We start from the raw sequence: 16,161 nt of genomic DNA, 5'->3' as shown, positions 1-16,161 counted from the left end.
ATGGCACCTGCGATTCGCGACGAACGAGGCAGCGAAGGGGTGGGGCGAGTTGGGCGCGGAGGCGCCCGGAAACACACGTCGCTGTTTCGAGGCTCTGCGCAGGGACCCGCTGTCCCGAGCAGACCTCGATCGTCAGCACAGGCTGCGCGGCCGGCTGGCCACGGCCGACCTCCGCGGCCAGGACCTCGCCCAGTGGGAGTACGAGGTGACGGCAGGCGGCCGTGTCCGCTACCTCGTTGACGAGGAGCGCCGGACTGTTCACCTCGTGTACGCGTCCACCCGACACCCCAAGGACACCGACTGATCTGCCCGCGACGGCATCGGGTCGGCCGTTACCCGACGACCCGGACCGTGGTGCCCGGGGTGCCGAAGGTCCACAGGGCCTCGCCGTCCTCCTTGGCCACGCGGATGCCGCCGGTGGTACGGCCGTCGGGTGGTGGGGGTGAGGAGCCGTCGACGGCGTTGGAGAAGGCGATGGAGACGCCCGACTTGGCGGCGAAGTACATGATGTGCTCGACGGCGACGCCGTCGCTGCCGGTCGTGGCCTCGGTGCGGGTGCCGATCGCGTACGTGCCGGGGTCGGGGGCGACCGTGCCCGGCCAGACCTCGAAGGAGCGGCGGGGGGCGTCACTGGCGTCCACCAGCCACACCTGCCGGTCGTCGAGGGAGTAGACGATCCGGCGGCCGGTGCCCGAGTCGGCCGGGACCGCCTCCGACTCCGCTTCCGTCTCCGTCCCGGTCTCCTTCTCCTCCGGTTCGGCGGACGGTTTCGCGTCCGCCGTCGCCGACGCGGCGCTCGGGCGGCTCGTGGACGCGGTGGGCTTCGGCCCCTGGTCCGCCTGGACGGCCAGGACCGCCACCGCGGCTATCGCCCCCGTGGTCAGCCCGGTCACCCAGGCCCACGAAGGAAGACGGGCAGGCACCGGTACGCATCTCCTCAGCTACGAGAACCCCCCTCGACTTCGGGGCCCGATCATCGTACTGCGACGGGGGCGGGGCAGCCGGGTGGGCCGCCCTCGCCCGCTCCGGTCCGCCCCTGCCCCGTGCCGGCCCGTCCCGGTCCCCCGGTCCCCCGGTCCCCCGGTCTCAGTCCAGCACCGGCAGGAGGGCCGGGAGGTGGCCGTCGGAGGCCTGGGCCGCCTGCTGCCGTTCCTCGGGGACCTCGCCGTACAGGGTGGTGCGGGGCCTGGCCGGGCGGCCCGCGGCTTCGGCGACCGCGATCAGGTCCTTGACGGACTTGTAGGAGCCGTAGGAGGAGCCCGCCATGCGGGAGATGGTCTCCTCCATCAGGGTGCCGCCGAGGTCGTTGGCGCCGGAGCGGAGCATGTCCGCCGCGCCCTCCGCGCCCAGTTTGACCCAGCTGGTCTGGATGTTGGGGATGTACGGGTGCAGCAGGAGGCGGGCCATCGCGGTGACCGCGCGGTTGTCCCGGGTGGTGGGGCCGGGGCGGGCGATGCCGGCCAGGTAGACGGGTGCGTTGGTGTGGATGAAGGGCAGGGTCACGAACTCGGTGAAACCGCCGGTGCGTTGCTGGATGCCGGCCAGGGTGCGCAGGTGCCCGAGCCAGTGGCGGGGCTGGTCGACATGGCCGTACATCATCGTCGAGGAGGAGCGGATGCCCAGTTCGTGGGCCGTCTCGACGACCTCGATCCAGGTGGCCGCCGGCAGTTTGCCCTTGGTCAGGATCCAGCGGACCTCGTCGTCGAGGATCTCGGCGGCCGTGCCGGGGATCGAGTCCAGGCCCGCCTCCTTGGCCGCGGTGAGCCACTCGCGGATCGACAGGCCGGTGCGGGTGGCGCCGTTGACCACCTCCATCGGGGAGAAGGCGTGCACGTGCATGCCGGGGACGCGTTCCTTGACCGCCTTCGCGATGTCGAAGTACGCGGTGCCCGGCAGGTCGGGGTGGATGCCGCCCTGCATGCAGACCTCCACCGCGCCCACCTCCCAGGCCTGCTGGGCGCGGTCGGCCACCTGCTCCAGGGAGAGCGTGTACGCGTCGGCGTCGGTGCGGCGCTGGGCGAAGGCGCAGAAACGGCAGCCGGTGTAACAGACGTTGGTGAAGTTGATGTTGCGGGTGACGATGTAGGTGACGTCGTCGCCGACCGCCGAGGCGCGGACGTCGTCCGCGATCCGGCACAGGGCGTCCAGCGCCGGGCCGTCCGCGTGCAGCAGGGCGAGGGCCTCGTCGTCGGTCAGTTCCGTCGGGTCGTCGGCCGCCGTCGCCAGGGCCTGGCGTACGTCGGTGTCGATGCGCTCGGGTGCCATGCCGGGGACGGCGGCCTCGCGCAGGGCGCCCCAGTCGCCGTAGACCTCGTCGAAGTCGTCGCGGCGGTCGGCGGTGCGGCCCTCGGTGTCGATGGTGCGGTGCAGGTCGGTGCGGCCGCTGGCGGTGAACACCTCGTCGGGCTCCTGCCAGGGGCGGCCCTCGACCACGGCGTCCGGCAGGGCGAGGCCGGTGGCGGGGTCGGCGAGCGCCGCCACGTGCGGGCGCAGCCGCGGGTCCAGCCAGGGTTCGCCGCGGGTGACGAACTCCGGGTAGACGCAGAGGCGTTCGCGCATCTCGAAGCCGGCCGCCCGGGACTTCTCGGCCAGTTCCTCGATCCGCGGCCAGGGGCGTTCGGGGTTGACGTGGTCGATGGTGAGCGGGGAGACGCCGCCCCAGTCGTCGATGCCGGCCGCGATCAGCCGTCCGTACTCGGAGTCGACGAGGTTGGGCGGGGCCTGCAGGCAGGCGGCCGGGCCGAGGACGTGCCGGGCCACGGCGACCGTGGCGAGAAGCGCGTCGAGTTCCGCGTCCGGCATGCCGCGCATCGCGGTGTCCGGCTTGGCGCGGAAGTTCTGGACGATCAGTTCCTGGATGCCGTGGTGGGCGCGGGAGACCTTCCTGAGGGCGAACAGGGACTCGGCGCGCTCCTCGTAGGTCTCGCCGATGCCGATGAGGATGCCCGAGGTGAAGGGGACGGAGGAGCGGCCGGCGTCCTCCAGGACGCGCAGCCGCACGGCGGGTTCCTTGTCCGGGGAGCCGTGGTGCGGGCCGCCGGGCTCGGACCACAGCCGGGTCGCGGTGGTCTCCAGCATCATGCCCATCGACGGGGCGACGGGCTTGAGCCGCTGGAAGTCGGTCCAGGTCAGGACGCCCGGGTTGAGGTGCGGGAGGAGTCCGGTCTCCTCCAGGATGCGGATGGAGATCGCGCGGACGTAGGCGATCGTGTCGTCGTAGCCGTGCGCGTCGAGCCACTCGCGCGCCTCGGGCCAACGGTCCTCGGGCTTGTCGCCGAGGGTGATGAGGGCTTCCTTGCAGCCGAGGGCGGCGCCCTTGCGGGCGATGTCCAGGACCTCGTCCGGCGACATGAACATCCCGTGCCCGGCCCGGCGCAGCTTGCCGGGCACGGTGACGAAGGTGCAGTAGTGGCACGTGTCCCGGCACAGCCGGGTCAGCGGGACGAAGACGCTCTTCGAGTACGTGATGACCCCGGGCCGGCCCGCCGCCCGCAGGCCCGCGTCCCGGACCCGGGCGGCCGAGGCGCACAGGTCCTCCAGTTGCTCGCCGCGCGCCTGGAGCAGGACGGCGGCCTCGGACACGTCGAGGGAGACGCCGTCACGGGCCCGCTTGAGGGCGCGACGCATGGAGTTCTCGGTCGGACCTGTCCCGGAGGTCGCGGATGTCGTCATTCCTTGAGCATACGTTCGGCGTGATCAGGGCAAAGGGGGGCCTGGGCCCTCCTCCCGGCGCGGTGCGCACCGGCCGTCACGGGGGCCGCCGGTGCCGTCAGTGCCGTCAGTGCCCTCATCGGGTTCCCTCACCGGCGCCGTCGCCCGACCCGCCGCCCGTGCCGTCGACGAACGGCTGGTAGGCGTCCAGGGCCCGCAGCACTCCCGCCTCGTCCTCCGGCGGCAGCTGCACCACGACCTCCTCGATCCCGAGCTCGGCGAAGTGGGCGAGCTTGCCCGCACTGGGCTGGACCGCGTACGGGACGACCTGGAGGGCGCCGGGGTCGCGGCCCGCGTCGGCCCAGGCGGTGCGCAGCCGGGGCATCGCCTCGGACAGGCCGCGCCCGCCGATCGGCATCCAGCCGTCGGCGTACTCGCAGACGTGCGTGAACAGCTTCGGCCCGGACATCCCGCCGACCAGCGTGCGCGGACCGACGACGGGGCCGCGCGGCTTCTGCACCGGCTTGGGGTGCGCGAAGCTGGCCCGGACGCTGCCGAACTTCCCGTCGTACGCGGTCGGTTCCTCCGACCACAGCGACCGCATCAGGCCCATCCGGTCCCGGACCAGCTCCCGCCGGGTACGCCATTCCACCCCGTGGTCGGCGGCCTCCTCGACGTTCCAGCCGAAGCCGAGCCCGAGGGTGAACCGGCCGCCGGAGAGGTGGTCGAGGGTGGCGATCTGCTTGGCCAGGTCGATCGGGTCGTGCTGCGCGGCGAGCGTGATGCCGGTGCCGAGGCCGAGCCGCTCGGTGACGGCCGCGGCCTGCGCGAGCGCGACGTAGGGGTCCAGGGTGCGGCTGTACTCCCGGGGCAGGTCGCCGCCCGCCGGGTAGGGGCTGGTCCGCTCGACGGGGATGTGCGTGTGCTCGGGCAGATACAGCCCTGCGAAGCCGCGCTGCTCCAGCTCACGGGCGATCCGGGTCGGGGTGATCGTCTCGTCGGTGAGGAAGATCGTGACGGCGATGCGCATGAGCGGGCCTTTCGTACGCGGACGACGGACCCATCAATACCCGGGCCCGGACCTCCTGTCCATACCGACCGGTCGGGACACCGGGGCGGCCGCGGCGGGGCGGGGGCACACGACAGGGCCCGCGACAGCGGGTCCGACGATGAGCGGTCTCCGTCGCTGAATCCGCTGATTCCCTTCCCTTGCACGGCAGTTCACCGCTCGATATCAGTGTGGTGCCGCAGCACCCCGCACCACCCGTGCAGCCCGTGCCCTGTCATCCGCCCGTCACCACACGACACCCCGGGAGCAGCAGCATGTGCGAGGAGCACCAGAGCGGGATCGGCCGGCGCGCCGTCCTCCTGACGGGAGCCGCCGCCGCGCTTACGTTGGGAGGCGTGAGCTTCGCCTCCGCGGCCGGCCGCGGTGAACAGGAGACGAGGACGGTGCGCGGCACCCTCCCGCCGGGCGCCCCCGACTTCGTCTACGTCCCCGTCGACGTGCCGGACGGCGTACGGGAGATCAGGGTCGCCTACACCTACGACAGACCGTCCGTCCCGGCCGGGACCGCGGGCAACGCCCTCGACGTCGGGATCTTCGACGAGCGCGGCACCGAGCCGGGCGGTGAGGGTTTCCGGGGCTGGTCGGGCGGGGCCCGTACGGAGTTCTTCCTCCGCGCGGACGACGCGACCCCCGGCTATCTGCCCGGCCCGGTGCGGGAGGGCACCTGGCACATCGCGCTGGGCCCGTACACCGTGGCCCCGCAGGGGCTGTCGTACGAGATCACCGTCACGCTGACCTACGGGGAGCCCGGCGAGACGGTCCGGCCGGTGTATCCGCCCGAGCGGGCGAAGGGGCGCGGGCGGGCCTGGTACCGGGGCGACTGCCATCTGCACTCCTGGCACTCCGACGGCCGTCGCACCCCGGCCGGGATCGCGGCGCTCGCGCGGGCGGCGGGGCTGGACTTCATCAACAGCTCGGAGCACAACACCCATTCCGCGCACGCCCATTGGGCGGACACCGCCGGGGACGACCTGCTGGTGCTGCTGGGCGAGGAGGTCACCACCCGCAACGGGCACGTCGTCGCGCTCGGCACGGACCCCGGCACCTTCGTCGACTGGCGCTACCGGGCCCGCGACGACCGGTTCGGCCGGTTCGCCCGCCGGGTCCGCGACGCCGGGGGCCTGGTCGTGCCGGCGCATCCGCACGCCACCTGCATCGGCTGCAACTGGAATTTCGGCTTCGGCGAGGCGGACGCCGTGGAGGTGTGGAACGGCCCCTGGACACCCGACGACGAGGTGGCCCTGGCCGACTGGGACGGCATGCTCGTCGCCTCGGTGCGGGGCGGACAGGGCGGGCGGGACGGCAGGGGCGGCCGGGGCTGGATTCCGGCGATGGGCAGCAGCGACGCCCACCGGGACCCGGACGTCGTCGGCCACCCGCAGACCGTCGTCCTCGCCGACGAGCTGTCCCGCCGGGCCGTCCTGGAGGGCATCCGCGCGGGCCGCTCGTACGTCGCCGAGTCCGCACGCGTCTCCGTCGCCTTCACGGCCTCCGGCGGGCGGGGCGAACACGCCGGTGTCGGCGAGCGGTTGGGCGTGGACCGGGACACACCGGTCACCGTCCGCCTGGAGGCCCGCGGCGCCCCGCGCTGCACGGTCCGCCTCGTCACCGACCAGGGCGTTCTGCACACCAGCGCCCCGCTGCCGGTGTCCGGCTCGGGTGTCGTCGAGTGGCGGACCACCCCCGCGTACGCCGCCTACGTCCGCGCCGAGCTGCGGCACGAGACGGCGGCCGGCCCGCTGCCGGGCACCCCGGCCGCGCTGACCAACCCGATCTTCCTGGGCCGCCGGTAGGCTCGCCGCACCATGAGCCGTCACGCCGAACGCACGTACCGGGCCGTCACCGCCGTCCAGCGCCGGATCGCCAATCCCCTCATGCGCCGCTCCCCGCTGCAGACCCTCCTGGAGACCACGGGCCGCGTCTCCGGCCTGCCCCGGCGCACCCCGGTGGGCGGGCGGCGGGTCGGAGACGCGTTCTGGCTGGTGTCGGAGTTCGGCGAGCGGTCCCAGTACGTGCGCAACATCCGCGCGGACCCCCGGGTGCGGGTCCGCATCCGGGGCCGCTGGCACACCGGTACCGCCCACCCGTTGCCCGAGGACGACCCGGTCGCCCGGCTGCGCTCCCTGCCGCGCATGAACAGCGCGGCGGTACGGGCGGTGGGGGCGGGACTGCTGACGGTACGGGTCGACCTGGACGGCTGAGGCGTGCGGCACCACCGCAGCTCACCTGACGAAGCGTCAACTACAGGAGCAGGGGCCGATTCCGGTGACATCGACGCACACGTGTACGCAGAAGGGGTGAGAGCCTTGTAAACCCGCGTGCGCCGCCGTGTGATCGCCGTCTCGCACGACTGACGCATGCGTCACGGACAAGGCAGACTGGCCTGGTTGTTCAGGATGCAGAGGGGACTCCATGGAGGGTGCACCGCGAGTGCCGGAGCAGGGACGTCCCGGTGCGCCGACGGCACCGCCCGAGCCGCCGGTGCTGCGCTTCAGCGTGCTCGGACCGGTGCGCGCCTGGCGCGGCGGCGAACCCGTCAGCACCGGAAGCCCTCAGCAACGCGCCCTGCTCGCCGCCCTGTTGCTCCGCGGGGGCCGTACGGCCACGGCGGCCGAGCTGATCGACGCCCTGTGGGGCGAGGAGCCGCCCTCGCAGGCGCTGGCGGCGCTGCGTACGTACGCGTCCCGGCTGCGGAAGGTGCTGGACCCCGGGATCCTGGTCAGCGAGTCCGGGGGATACGCGGTGCGCGGACCGGGCGAGGACGCGCTGGACGTCGAGGTGGCGCAGCGGCTGGCCGCCGAGGCGGAGCGGGCGAAGCACGCCGGGGACCTGTGCACGGCCCGTACGCTGCTGAACCGCGCCCTCGCGCTCTGGGACGGCGAGACACTGGCGGGCGTACCGGGCCCGTACGCTCAGGCCCAGCGGGTGCGGCTGGAGGAATGGCGTCTGCAACTCGCCGAGACCCGGCTGGACATGGACCTGGAGCAGGGCTGCCACACGGAGGCCGTCTCGGAGCTGACGGCGCTCACGGCGGCCCACCCGCTGCGCGAACGTCTGCGCGAACTGCTGATGCTGGCGCTGTACCGCAGCGGGCGCCAGGCCGAGGCACTGGCGGTGTACGCGGACACGCGCCGGCTGCTCGCCGACGAGCTGGGCGTGGACCCGCGGCCCGGCCTGCAGGAACTCCAGCAGCGCATCCTCCAGGCGGACCCCCACCTGGCGGAGCCCTCCTCCCCCGCGCCGCCCGAGCCCGCCGCCGCCCCGGTCCGTCCCGCTCAACTGCCCGCCACTGTGCCGGACTTCACCGGCCGCACGTCCTTCGTGCGCGAACTCGGCACGATCCTCGCCTCGGCCGAGGGCCGGGTGATGGCGGTGTCCGCGCTGGCCGGGATAGGCGGCGTCGGCAAGACGACCCTCGCGGTGCACGTGGCCCACCAGGCGCGGGCCGGTTTCCCCGACGGCCAGCTGTACGTCGATCTGCAGGGCGCGGGGCAGCGGGCGGCCGAGCCCGAGGCGGTGCTCGGCGCCTTCCTGCGCGCCCTGGGCACCGCCGACTCCGCCGTCCCCGACTCGCTCGAGGAACGGGCGGCGCTGTACCGGTCGGTCCTGGACGGCCGCAGGGTGCTGGTGCTGCTGGACAACGCGCGGGACGCCGCCCAGGTGCGCCCCCTCCTGCCGGGCACGGAGGGCTGCGCGGCCCTGGTGACGTCCCGGGTGCGGATGGTGGACCTGGCCGGCGCCCACCTGGTCGACCTGGACGTGATGTCCCCGGACGAGGCGCTGGCCCTGTTCACGAAGATCGTCGGCGAGGAGCGGGTGGCGGCGGAGCGCGAGGCCTCGCTGGACACCGTGGCGGCCTGCGGTTTCCTCCCGCTGGCCATCCGGATAGCGGCCTCCCGGCTGGCGGCGCGCCGCACCTGGACCGTCTCGGTGCTGGCGGCCAAGCTCGCCGACGAGCGCCGCCGCCTGGACGAGCTGCAGGCCGGCGACCTCGCCGTGAAGGCCACCTTCGAGCTCGGTTACAGCCAGCTGGAGCCGGCCCAGGCCCGCGCCTTCCGCCTCCTCGGCCTGGCCGACGGACCGGACATCTCCCTGGCGGCAGCGGCGGCGGTCCTCGACCTGCCGGCGGACGACACGGAGGACCTCCTGGAGTCCCTGGTGGACACCTCCCTGCTGGAGTCCGCGGCACACGGCCGCTACCGCCTGCACGACCTGGTCCGCCTCTACGCGCGGGCGTGCGCCGAACGCGACGAGCACCCCCCGGGCGAGCGCGCCGCCGCCCTCTCCCGTCTGCTGGACTTCTATCTGGCGACGGCGGCGGGCGTGTACGCGATCGAGCGGCCCGGGGACCGGCTGGTGGACCATCTGGCCGCCACCGACCATCCCGGGCTGCGTTTCCCCGACCGGGGGCCGGCCCGGGACTGGCTCTACACGGAGGCGAACTGCCTGCTGTCCTTCGCCCGGCAGTGCGCCGACCGGCCGGACACCCTGCGCCGCAGCATCGACCTGCTGTGGGCGGCGCTCGACCTGTCGGAGTCGGGGGCCAACTCCAAGGAGTACGAGTTCACGGCGCAGACCCTGCTGGAGGCGGCCCGGAAGGGCGGCGTCGCGCAGGTGGAGGCCCGGGCGCTGATGACCCTGACGCACGCGCACCTCGACGGCGGCCGGTTCGACCTGGCCGACGAGGAGGCCGAGCAGGTCGTCCGCCTCGCACGGCGGGCCGAGGACCTGCTGCCCGTGTGCTGGGCGCACAACGCCCGCGGCGTGATCGCGCTCTACCAGAACCGTACCGCGGCCGGCGAGGAGCACCTCTCCCACGCCCTGACGCATTTCCGGACGCTGGGCGACCGCCCCGGTGAGGCCAGCGCGCTCTGCAACCTCTCGCGGATCCGGCTGGCCACCGGCAGCACGGACAGCGCCGTGGCGCTCGCGCAGGAGGGCATGGAGATCTACGACGCCATGGGCAACTCCATGCGCGGTGCGAACGGCCGGTACGCGCTGGGCATGGCCCTCACCCAGAGCCACCGCCTCGTCGACGCGGCCGACCGGCTCCACGAGGCCCTGGAGGTCTTCCGGGACAGCCGGCAACGGCTGTGGGAGGGCATGACCCTGTTCCGCCTGGCGGAGGTCGACATCGCGGGGCAGCGCCACGCCCAGGCCGCGGCGAACGCGGAGATGGCGCTGACGGTGCTGCGCGGCATCGGCGGGCAGTGGCGGCGCGGCAACGTCCTGACGGTGCTGGGGCACGCCCTGACCGGGGTCGGCCACACGGGCCGCGCCCGCGTCTGCTGGGAGGAGGCCGTGCGCATCTACGAGGCGCTGGGCTCACCGGAGGCCACCGCGGTGCGCGCGCTGCTGACCCCCGTCGAGGCCGCCTGAGCGTACGCCGACCGCGGATGACAGCGGCGGATGACAGCGGCGTTCATCATTCGTTTATCGCCGGGCGCCATCGTGGGGTCAGTCGATCCGTCGCGTCGGGGGGCAGGCGGGTCGTCACCGAAAGGCCGCTGTACCCGCCCCATGGGGTCGAGCGGCCGAAAGGCCCGTCCGGTCATCCTCGGGGGAGTGCCCGGGCGGGCCTCATGACGACGAACACCACACAGGGGAGACCGAAGAATCATGAGTGACGAGCAGGTCGTCAAGCCGCAGGACATCCACGCCACCTCGGAGCCGCTCGACCCGAAGGCCCCTGAGGCCGAGGACGGCGGCGCGACCACCCAGGGCGACATCCACGCCACGGACGAGCCCCTGGAGACCAAGGACATCCACGCCACGTCGGAGCCGTTCAAGCCGACCCGGTAGACCGCACCCGCACGGGGAGACAGCTGGGCCGCGACGGCGCGGAGGGGGAGCCGTCGCGGCCCAGCCGTGTGCGCACACCTGTCCGCCGGCCCCGTCCACACCGTGCGCGGGGCCGGCGGGTCAGCGGATCAGCGGGTCGCCGGGGCGTACAGGTCGGGGTCGCAGACCGAGGCCTGGGCGGCGCGTCTGCGGTCGCCGCCGACCTTCACCCGCGCGGTCGCCGTATCGTCGGCGGCCACGGCGACCTGCTGCGCCGAGGAGGCGACCGCGCGCCCGGCCCTGTCCTCGAAGTCGACGACGACGCTGAAGACACCGTCGACGGTGTTGGGGTTGGTGACCCGGACGGTCGCGTACGGGGCCTTCTTCGAGGCGCAGCTCAGCAGTTCCACGGTCGCGTCCCGCAGGGACGAGGACGGGCTCCCGCCGCTGCTGCTGCCCGTGTCGGTGCCGTTGCCGTAATTGTTGTCGTCATAGTCATCGTCGTCGTAGTCGCGGTGGCTTCCGCCGCCGGACTTCCGCGAGGAGTCGTGGTCCTGCGACGAACTGCTGCACCCGCCACCGCCACCGCCGTCCCCGCCGCCGCGGCCGCGGCCGGTCGAGAAGCCGGTGAGGGTGAGGACGACCAGCGCCGCCACCGCCGTGAGCCTGAGAGCGTTCCCCCGTGACTGCATGTCCGGCAGACTATCCAGCTTCTGTCACGAGCACGTCACTATCTGTCGACCGTCACGTCGTACGTGCCGTGCCCGTCCCCTTCTCCGCGTCCAGGGCGTAGACGCAGCGGTCCTTGCTGCACGCGTAGACGACGCCGTCCCGGACGACCGGGGAGCCGGTGATCTCACCGCCGGTCGCCAGTTTCCATCTCAGGCGGCCGTCGTCGGCCTTCAGTGTGTAGAGCAGATGGTCGGTGGAGCCGAAGTGGATGCGGCCCTCGGCGACCACGGGGGCGCCCACGATGTCGCCGCCGGCCTGGAAGCGCCACTTGGGCGTGCCGGTGACGGCGTCCAGGGTGTAGAGGCCCCTGCCGCTGCCGACGTGGACGTGGCCCGCGGCGACCAGGACCGGTTCGATCGAGGCGCGGGCCTCGGTGGCGATGCGCCAGCGGTCGCGGCCGTCGGTGGCGTCGAGGGCGTAGACCGTGCCGAGGTAGTCGGCGAGATAGACGCCTCCGCCGGTGACCGCCGCACCGGGTACGAAGGTGGGCTGCGAGAGGAAGACCGCGGGCGCCTCGAAGTGCCAGCGGACGTGCCCGCCGGCGACGTCCAGGGCGAGGACGCGGGTGCCCGCGGAGACGTACACGTACCCGTCGGAGGCGCGGGTGAGGCGGACCGGGACGCCACCGCAGGAGGCCGCGTCGCCGATCGGGTACGACCAGCGCTCGTCGCCCGTGCGGGCGTCCAGGGCGCGCAGGCGGGCGTCCTGCCAGACGTAGACCGTGCCGTCGTGGACGGCGGGGCCGGCCTCCGGGGTCTCGAAGTCGGTCTGGCAGCCGGTGACCTCCCACAGCTTGTGGCCGGTGGACGCCTCCCACGCCTGGACGCCGCCGCCCCGGGTGCCGGTGACGACGGTGCCGTGGTCGGCCTGGAGGGAGTACACCCAGGCGTCCGTGGACAGCCGCCACAGATCGCCGCCCTCCCGGGCGTCCAGGGCGAACAGGGTGGGGCCGTCGGACGCGTGGATACGGCCGTCGGCGACCGCCATCGACCAGGCGACGTCCCGGGTCTTGAACCGGCGGCGGCCGGTGGCCACGTCCAGGGCGTGCACCTCGAAGGAGGTGACGTAGACGAGGTCGTCGGCGACGGACGGGGTGCCCCAGACGTCGTTGGACATCCGGAAACGCCACGGCCGCCAGCCGCTCGGCTGCTCCGGCGGCAGGGGCGGCACGGGCGGCGCCACGGTCGCGGGGACGGCGGGGTCGGCGCCGTTGACGCCGGGGCGGGGCTTGGACCAGGAGGCGGCGAGGGCGGCCTCCGGCGGGGGTGCCTTGACGGCGGCGGCGCGGACGTCGGCGACGCGCGGGCCGGGGCCGATGGGCACCGGGGCGCCGGCCAGCCGGACCGGGCCGGTGTCGGGGGCGCCGACCGGCACGGGCGGGTGCGGCGGCGGGATCACGGGGTCGTGCGCGGGCGGCGGCGGGACCGGAGGGCGGGCGGCGCTGACGCTGCGGCCCCCCACGGGGGCGGGGCGGGCGGGCGGACGGCCGCCCCGGCGCCCCTCGATCAGGCTCACCGCCCGCTCGGGCAGCCACGCGGAGGCCGTACCGCTGTCGTCGGAGCCGGAGCCGAACAGATGCGGGGCGAGCTGGGACTGCAGGTCGGCGGGGCTGGGCCGGCCCGGGGCCTCCATCTGCATACAGGACTCGATCAGCGGACGCAGTTCGTCCGGGAGGCCGTCCAGGTCCGGGCCCTCGCGCAGCAGCATGAAGACCGTCTCGACCGGGTTCGCGCCGTGGAACGGGGCGTGCCCGGTGGCCGCGAAGACCAGGGTGGAACCGAGCGAGAACACGTCGCTGGCGCCGGTGACGCTGCGGGAGTCCTTGGCCTGCTCGGGGGACATGTAGGCGGGGGTGCCGACGGCGACGTTCGTCATCGTCAGCCGGGTGTTCGACACTCCGGAGGCGATACCGAAGTCGATCACCCGGGGGCCGTCCTCGACGACGAGGACGTTGGACGGCTTGAGGTCGCGGTGGACGAGTCCGGCGCCGTGGATGGAGTGCAGTGCCTCCGCCACACCGGCCGCCAGCCAGCGCACCGCCTGGGCCGGCATCGGCCCGCACTCGTTCACTATCTCCTCGAGGGAGGGCGCGGGGACGTACGCGGTGGCCAGCCACGGCACGGCGGCGCGCGGATCGGCGTCCACCACGGCCGCGGTGTAGAAACCGGAGACCGCGCGGGCCGCCTCCACCTCGCGGGTGAAGCGGACGCGGAACAGCTGGTCCTCGGCCAGTTCGGTCCGGACGGTCTTGATCGCCACGCGCCGCCCGGACGCCGAGCGCGCGAGATAGACCAGCCCCATCCCGCCGGCCCCCAGCCGTCCCAGCACCTCGAACGGCCCGATACGCCGCGGATCGTGCTGCGTCAGCTGATCCACCACTTGCCTGCCACCTCCCCGTACGAGTCGCGCCACCACCTGTACGCGACCGAAGTGCAGCGTCTCACCACCGCAGCCCCGTGGCGGCACGCACCCCGATTGTTCCTGTCCGGAGCGCCGGTTGCGAACCCGACGACATAGGGGGTGTCTAGTCTTATATGCAAAATAAAGGGACGGATGGGGAGGCGAGAGCCCACCGGGCAGGCGGACCGGCGGGTCGGCGGACCGGCGGGTCAGCGGGTCAGCGGGTCAGCGGGTCAGCGGGTCAGCGGGTCAGCGGGTCAGCGGGTCAGGAGAGCGAAGGACGCGCCCTGGTTGTCGGTGACCACGGCCACCGTGCCGTAGGAGGTGTCGAAGGGCGGGACCTGGACGCGGCCGCCGAGCCGGGTCACCTCCGCCATGGTGGCCGCGGGGTCCTCGACGGCGAAGTGGACCAGGAAGTGGGGCGGCATCTCGGCCGGGAAGACGTCGGAGACCGGGGCCCGGCCGAAGTCGGGCTCGGCACCCTCCCCGAACAGGGCGTCGCGGAAGAGACCGCCGTAGAAGGCGTTGGCCGCCTCGGTGTCCCGGGTGTAGAGCTCGGCCCAGGCGAAGCTTCCCCGCTCGTGCCGGCGCCCGAAGCCGGGGCGGTCGCCGGGCTGCCACAGGGCGAACACGGCACCCTCGGGGTCGGTGACCAGTGCGGTGACGCCGAGTGCGCCGACCGGACGCGGCGCCGAGACGAGCTGTCCGCCGGCCGCGACGATCCGCCGGCACAGCGCGCCGACGTCCGGGGTCGCGAAGGACACCGTCCAGACGGTGGGGAGCCGGCCGTCCGTCTTGTGCGCGAGGGACGCCACCGGCTCACCGTCGAGCAGCGCCCGAACGGTCCCCAGGGGCGGGGAGGCCTGCGTCGAGCCCGAAGACCCCGCCGGGGCGGGCCACTCGGGCTGCTCGGACTGGTCTTCGAACGTCCACTCGAAGAGTTCGCCGTAGAACCGCTTGCCCGCCTCCACGTCGGGAAGCTGCGCGTCGACCCAGCAAGGGGTGCCCTCCGCGTACTCCGACGCCCTGCTCCCGGCGTTTCCGGGGTTCCCGGCGTTTCCGGCGTTTTCGGCCATACAGCCAAACTAGCCGTGCCGCACGCACCGCGCAGACCAGGCACACCCGGTGTCAAGGACCCACGCACCCCATTTGCAGTCGGCCGAATCGCGCTCCGATCACCCGTCGGTAAGCTGACGTCATGACAGGACAAGTGCGTACCGTCGACGGTCGCGTGGCCGGCCGGCGTGGGCAGGCGACCCGGCAGAAGCTGCTCGACTGCCTCAGCGAGATGCTCAGCTCCTCCCCTTACCGGGATGTCAAAGTTATCGATGTGGCCCGCAGGGCGGGGACTTCGCCCGCGACCTTCTACCAGTACTTCCCGGACGTCGAGGGCGCCGTCCTCGAGATCGCCGACCAAGTGGCCGCCGACAGCGCCGGGTTGAGCGAGCTCCTGGAGGGCCGTTCCTGGGTCGGCAAGGCCGGCTGGCAGACGGCACAGGAACTTGTCGACGGTTTCCTGGACTTCTGGCGGAAGAACGACGCGATCCTGCGCGTCGTCGATCTCGGCGCCGCCGAGGGCGACAAGCGCTTTTACAAGATCCGCATGAAGGTCCTCAACTCGGTGAACAGCTCCCTCACGGACGCCGTCGCCGAGTTGCAGTCCAGGGGCCGGGTCGACAAGGACGTGAACCCTGCCGCGGTGGCCGGTTCCCTGGTCACCATGCTCGGGGCGGTCGCCCTGCACCAGAAAGGTTTCACCTCCTGGGGTGTGAAGCAGGCCGAACTCAAACCGAACCTGGCCCTGTTGGTCCACCTGGGCGTCACCGGCAAGAAGCCGACGAAGTAGGTGGACGGCCAACGCTCCTTCCCCCTTCCCCCGGTGCCTCGTCCCGCACCCGCGTCCTGTCGGACAGGCGGTGGTTCACCCCGGTGAACCACCGCCTGTCGCATGTCACGGCACCTCGGCGGTCCCGCCGCCACCCCGTCCGACGGCTCGCCCCCTCGGAGCGGAACCGCTCACCTCTGTCCCGTCGCCCACACGACCCGGGCACAACCGCCCCCTACGCAGACATCGCAGGAGGAACCCGCCATGGCCCTGACCCGTGAAGAACGCGAACAGTTCCTGGCCGAGCCCCGTGTCGCCGCGCTGGCGGTCGACGCGGGAGCCGGACGCGCCCCGCTCACCGTGCCGATCTGGTACCAGTACGCACCCGGCGGGGACCTATGGGTCATGACCGGACTCGACTCCCGCAAGAACCGGCTGATCGGCGCGGCGGGCCGGTTCTCCCTCATGGTCGACCGCGTCGAACCCACCGTCCGGTACGTCTCGGTCGAGGGACCGGTCGTCGGGACCGCCCCCGCCACCCTCGCACAGCTCCGGGAGATCTCCGCCCGCTACCTCCCGGCCGACAAGGTCGAGGGCTATGTCTCCGCCGCGTGGAAGGACCACGGCGAGCAGGTCGTCCTGCGCATGCGTCCCGAGCACTGGGTCTCGTCCGACCTGGGCTCCCTGTGAGAACGGCCCGGTG

The 16,161-nt window shown here is 73.3% G+C and carries 13 protein-coding genes; 7 read left to right on the top strand and 6 right to left on the bottom strand.

Annotated elements, in window-relative coordinates:
* Positions 1 to 49 precede the first annotated feature (49 nt).
* Positions 50 to 304 carry a hypothetical protein gene (locus tag ACTWJ9_RS18800; protein WP_279335394.1) on the top strand — a complete coding sequence of 85 codons (255 nt, stop codon included), beginning with the start codon at positions 50 to 52 and terminating at the stop codon, positions 302 to 304.
* Positions 305 to 332: 28 nt separating this feature from the next.
* On the opposite strand, the gene ACTWJ9_RS18795 is transcribed toward ACTWJ9_RS18800, so the two are convergent.
* The 3 genes from ACTWJ9_RS18795 to ACTWJ9_RS18785 all read right to left on the bottom strand — a co-directional run bounded on the left by ACTWJ9_RS18795 (position 333) and on the right by ACTWJ9_RS18785 (position 4,681).
* On the bottom strand, positions 333 to 923 hold the full coding sequence (locus ACTWJ9_RS18795; RefSeq protein WP_279335393.1) for a hypothetical protein: 591 nt from the start codon (positions 921 to 923) through the stop codon (positions 333 to 335).
* A gap of 163 nt (positions 924 to 1,086) precedes the next feature.
* Positions 1,087 to 3,672 (bottom strand): bifunctional FO biosynthesis protein CofGH, encoded by a 2,586-nt coding sequence (locus tag ACTWJ9_RS18790; protein WP_279335392.1) that lies wholly within the window; start codon positions 3,670 to 3,672, stop codon positions 1,087 to 1,089.
* Positions 3,673 to 3,787: 115 nt separating this feature from the next.
* Entirely contained in the window at positions 3,788 to 4,681 is an 894-nt protein-coding gene (locus tag ACTWJ9_RS18785) for an LLM class F420-dependent oxidoreductase (protein ID WP_443294469.1), read from the bottom strand.
* A 293-nt stretch (positions 4,682 to 4,974) separates the two neighbouring features.
* Between ACTWJ9_RS18785 and ACTWJ9_RS18780 the strand changes: the two genes are divergently transcribed.
* The 4 genes from ACTWJ9_RS18780 (at position 4,975) to ACTWJ9_RS18765 (ending at position 10,522) form a co-directional block, all read left to right on the top strand.
* A complete protein-coding gene (locus ACTWJ9_RS18780) occupies positions 4,975 to 6,513 on the top strand; it encodes a CehA/McbA family metallohydrolase (RefSeq protein ID WP_443294468.1) in 1,539 nt (512 codons plus the stop codon).
* A gap of 12 nt (positions 6,514 to 6,525) precedes the next feature.
* Complete coding sequence (locus tag ACTWJ9_RS18775) at positions 6,526 to 6,921, top strand: nitroreductase/quinone reductase family protein (protein ID WP_279335389.1); 396 nt, start codon at positions 6,526 to 6,528, stop codon at positions 6,919 to 6,921.
* Positions 6,922 to 7,132: 211 nt separating this feature from the next.
* Entirely contained in the window at positions 7,133 to 10,099 is a 2,967-nt protein-coding gene (locus tag ACTWJ9_RS18770) for a BTAD domain-containing putative transcriptional regulator (RefSeq protein WP_443294467.1), read from the top strand.
* 240 nt (positions 10,100 to 10,339) lie between these two features.
* The gene (locus tag ACTWJ9_RS18765; protein ID WP_443294466.1) at positions 10,340 to 10,522 is read left to right on the top strand and encodes a hypothetical protein; all 183 of its coding nucleotides are present in this window, start codon (positions 10,340 to 10,342) and stop codon (positions 10,520 to 10,522) included.
* Between the two features lie 128 nt (positions 10,523 to 10,650).
* Here the strand turns inward: ACTWJ9_RS18765 and ACTWJ9_RS18760 are convergent, their stop codons facing one another.
* The 3 genes from ACTWJ9_RS18760 to ACTWJ9_RS18750 all read right to left on the bottom strand — a co-directional run bounded on the left by ACTWJ9_RS18760 (position 10,651) and on the right by ACTWJ9_RS18750 (position 14,709).
* On the bottom strand, positions 10,651 to 11,193 hold the full coding sequence (locus ACTWJ9_RS18760; protein WP_279335386.1) for a hypothetical protein: 543 nt from the start codon (positions 11,191 to 11,193) through the stop codon (positions 10,651 to 10,653).
* A gap of 52 nt (positions 11,194 to 11,245) precedes the next feature.
* Entirely contained in the window at positions 11,246 to 13,612 is a 2,367-nt protein-coding gene (locus ACTWJ9_RS18755) for a serine/threonine-protein kinase (protein WP_279335385.1), read from the bottom strand.
* A gap of 278 nt (positions 13,613 to 13,890) precedes the next feature.
* Positions 13,891 to 14,709 carry a VOC family protein gene (locus ACTWJ9_RS18750; protein WP_443294465.1) on the bottom strand — a complete coding sequence of 273 codons (819 nt, stop codon included), beginning with the start codon at positions 14,707 to 14,709 and terminating at the stop codon, positions 13,891 to 13,893.
* A 134-nt stretch (positions 14,710 to 14,843) separates the two neighbouring features.
* On the opposite strand from ACTWJ9_RS18750, the gene ACTWJ9_RS18745 reads away from it, so the two are divergent.
* Both ACTWJ9_RS18745 and ACTWJ9_RS18740 read left to right on the top strand, forming a co-directional pair.
* A complete protein-coding gene (locus ACTWJ9_RS18745; RefSeq protein ID WP_279338017.1) occupies positions 14,844 to 15,479 on the top strand; it encodes a TetR family transcriptional regulator in 636 nt (211 codons plus the stop codon).
* Between the two features lie 243 nt (positions 15,480 to 15,722).
* The gene (locus ACTWJ9_RS18740) at positions 15,723 to 16,148 is read left to right on the top strand and encodes a pyridoxamine 5'-phosphate oxidase family protein (RefSeq protein WP_443294464.1); all 426 of its coding nucleotides are present in this window, start codon (positions 15,723 to 15,725) and stop codon (positions 16,146 to 16,148) included.
* The last annotated feature ends 13 nt before the right edge of the window (positions 16,149 to 16,161 follow it).

It is taken from the genome of Streptomyces sp. GDS52, from assembly GCF_052246875.1.
Classification (GTDB): domain Bacteria; phylum Actinomycetota; class Actinomycetes; order Streptomycetales; family Streptomycetaceae; genus Streptomyces; species Streptomyces cathayae.
The sequence above is the reverse complement of the archived record's forward strand: the minus strand, read 5'-3'. Positions and strand labels throughout refer to the sequence as shown.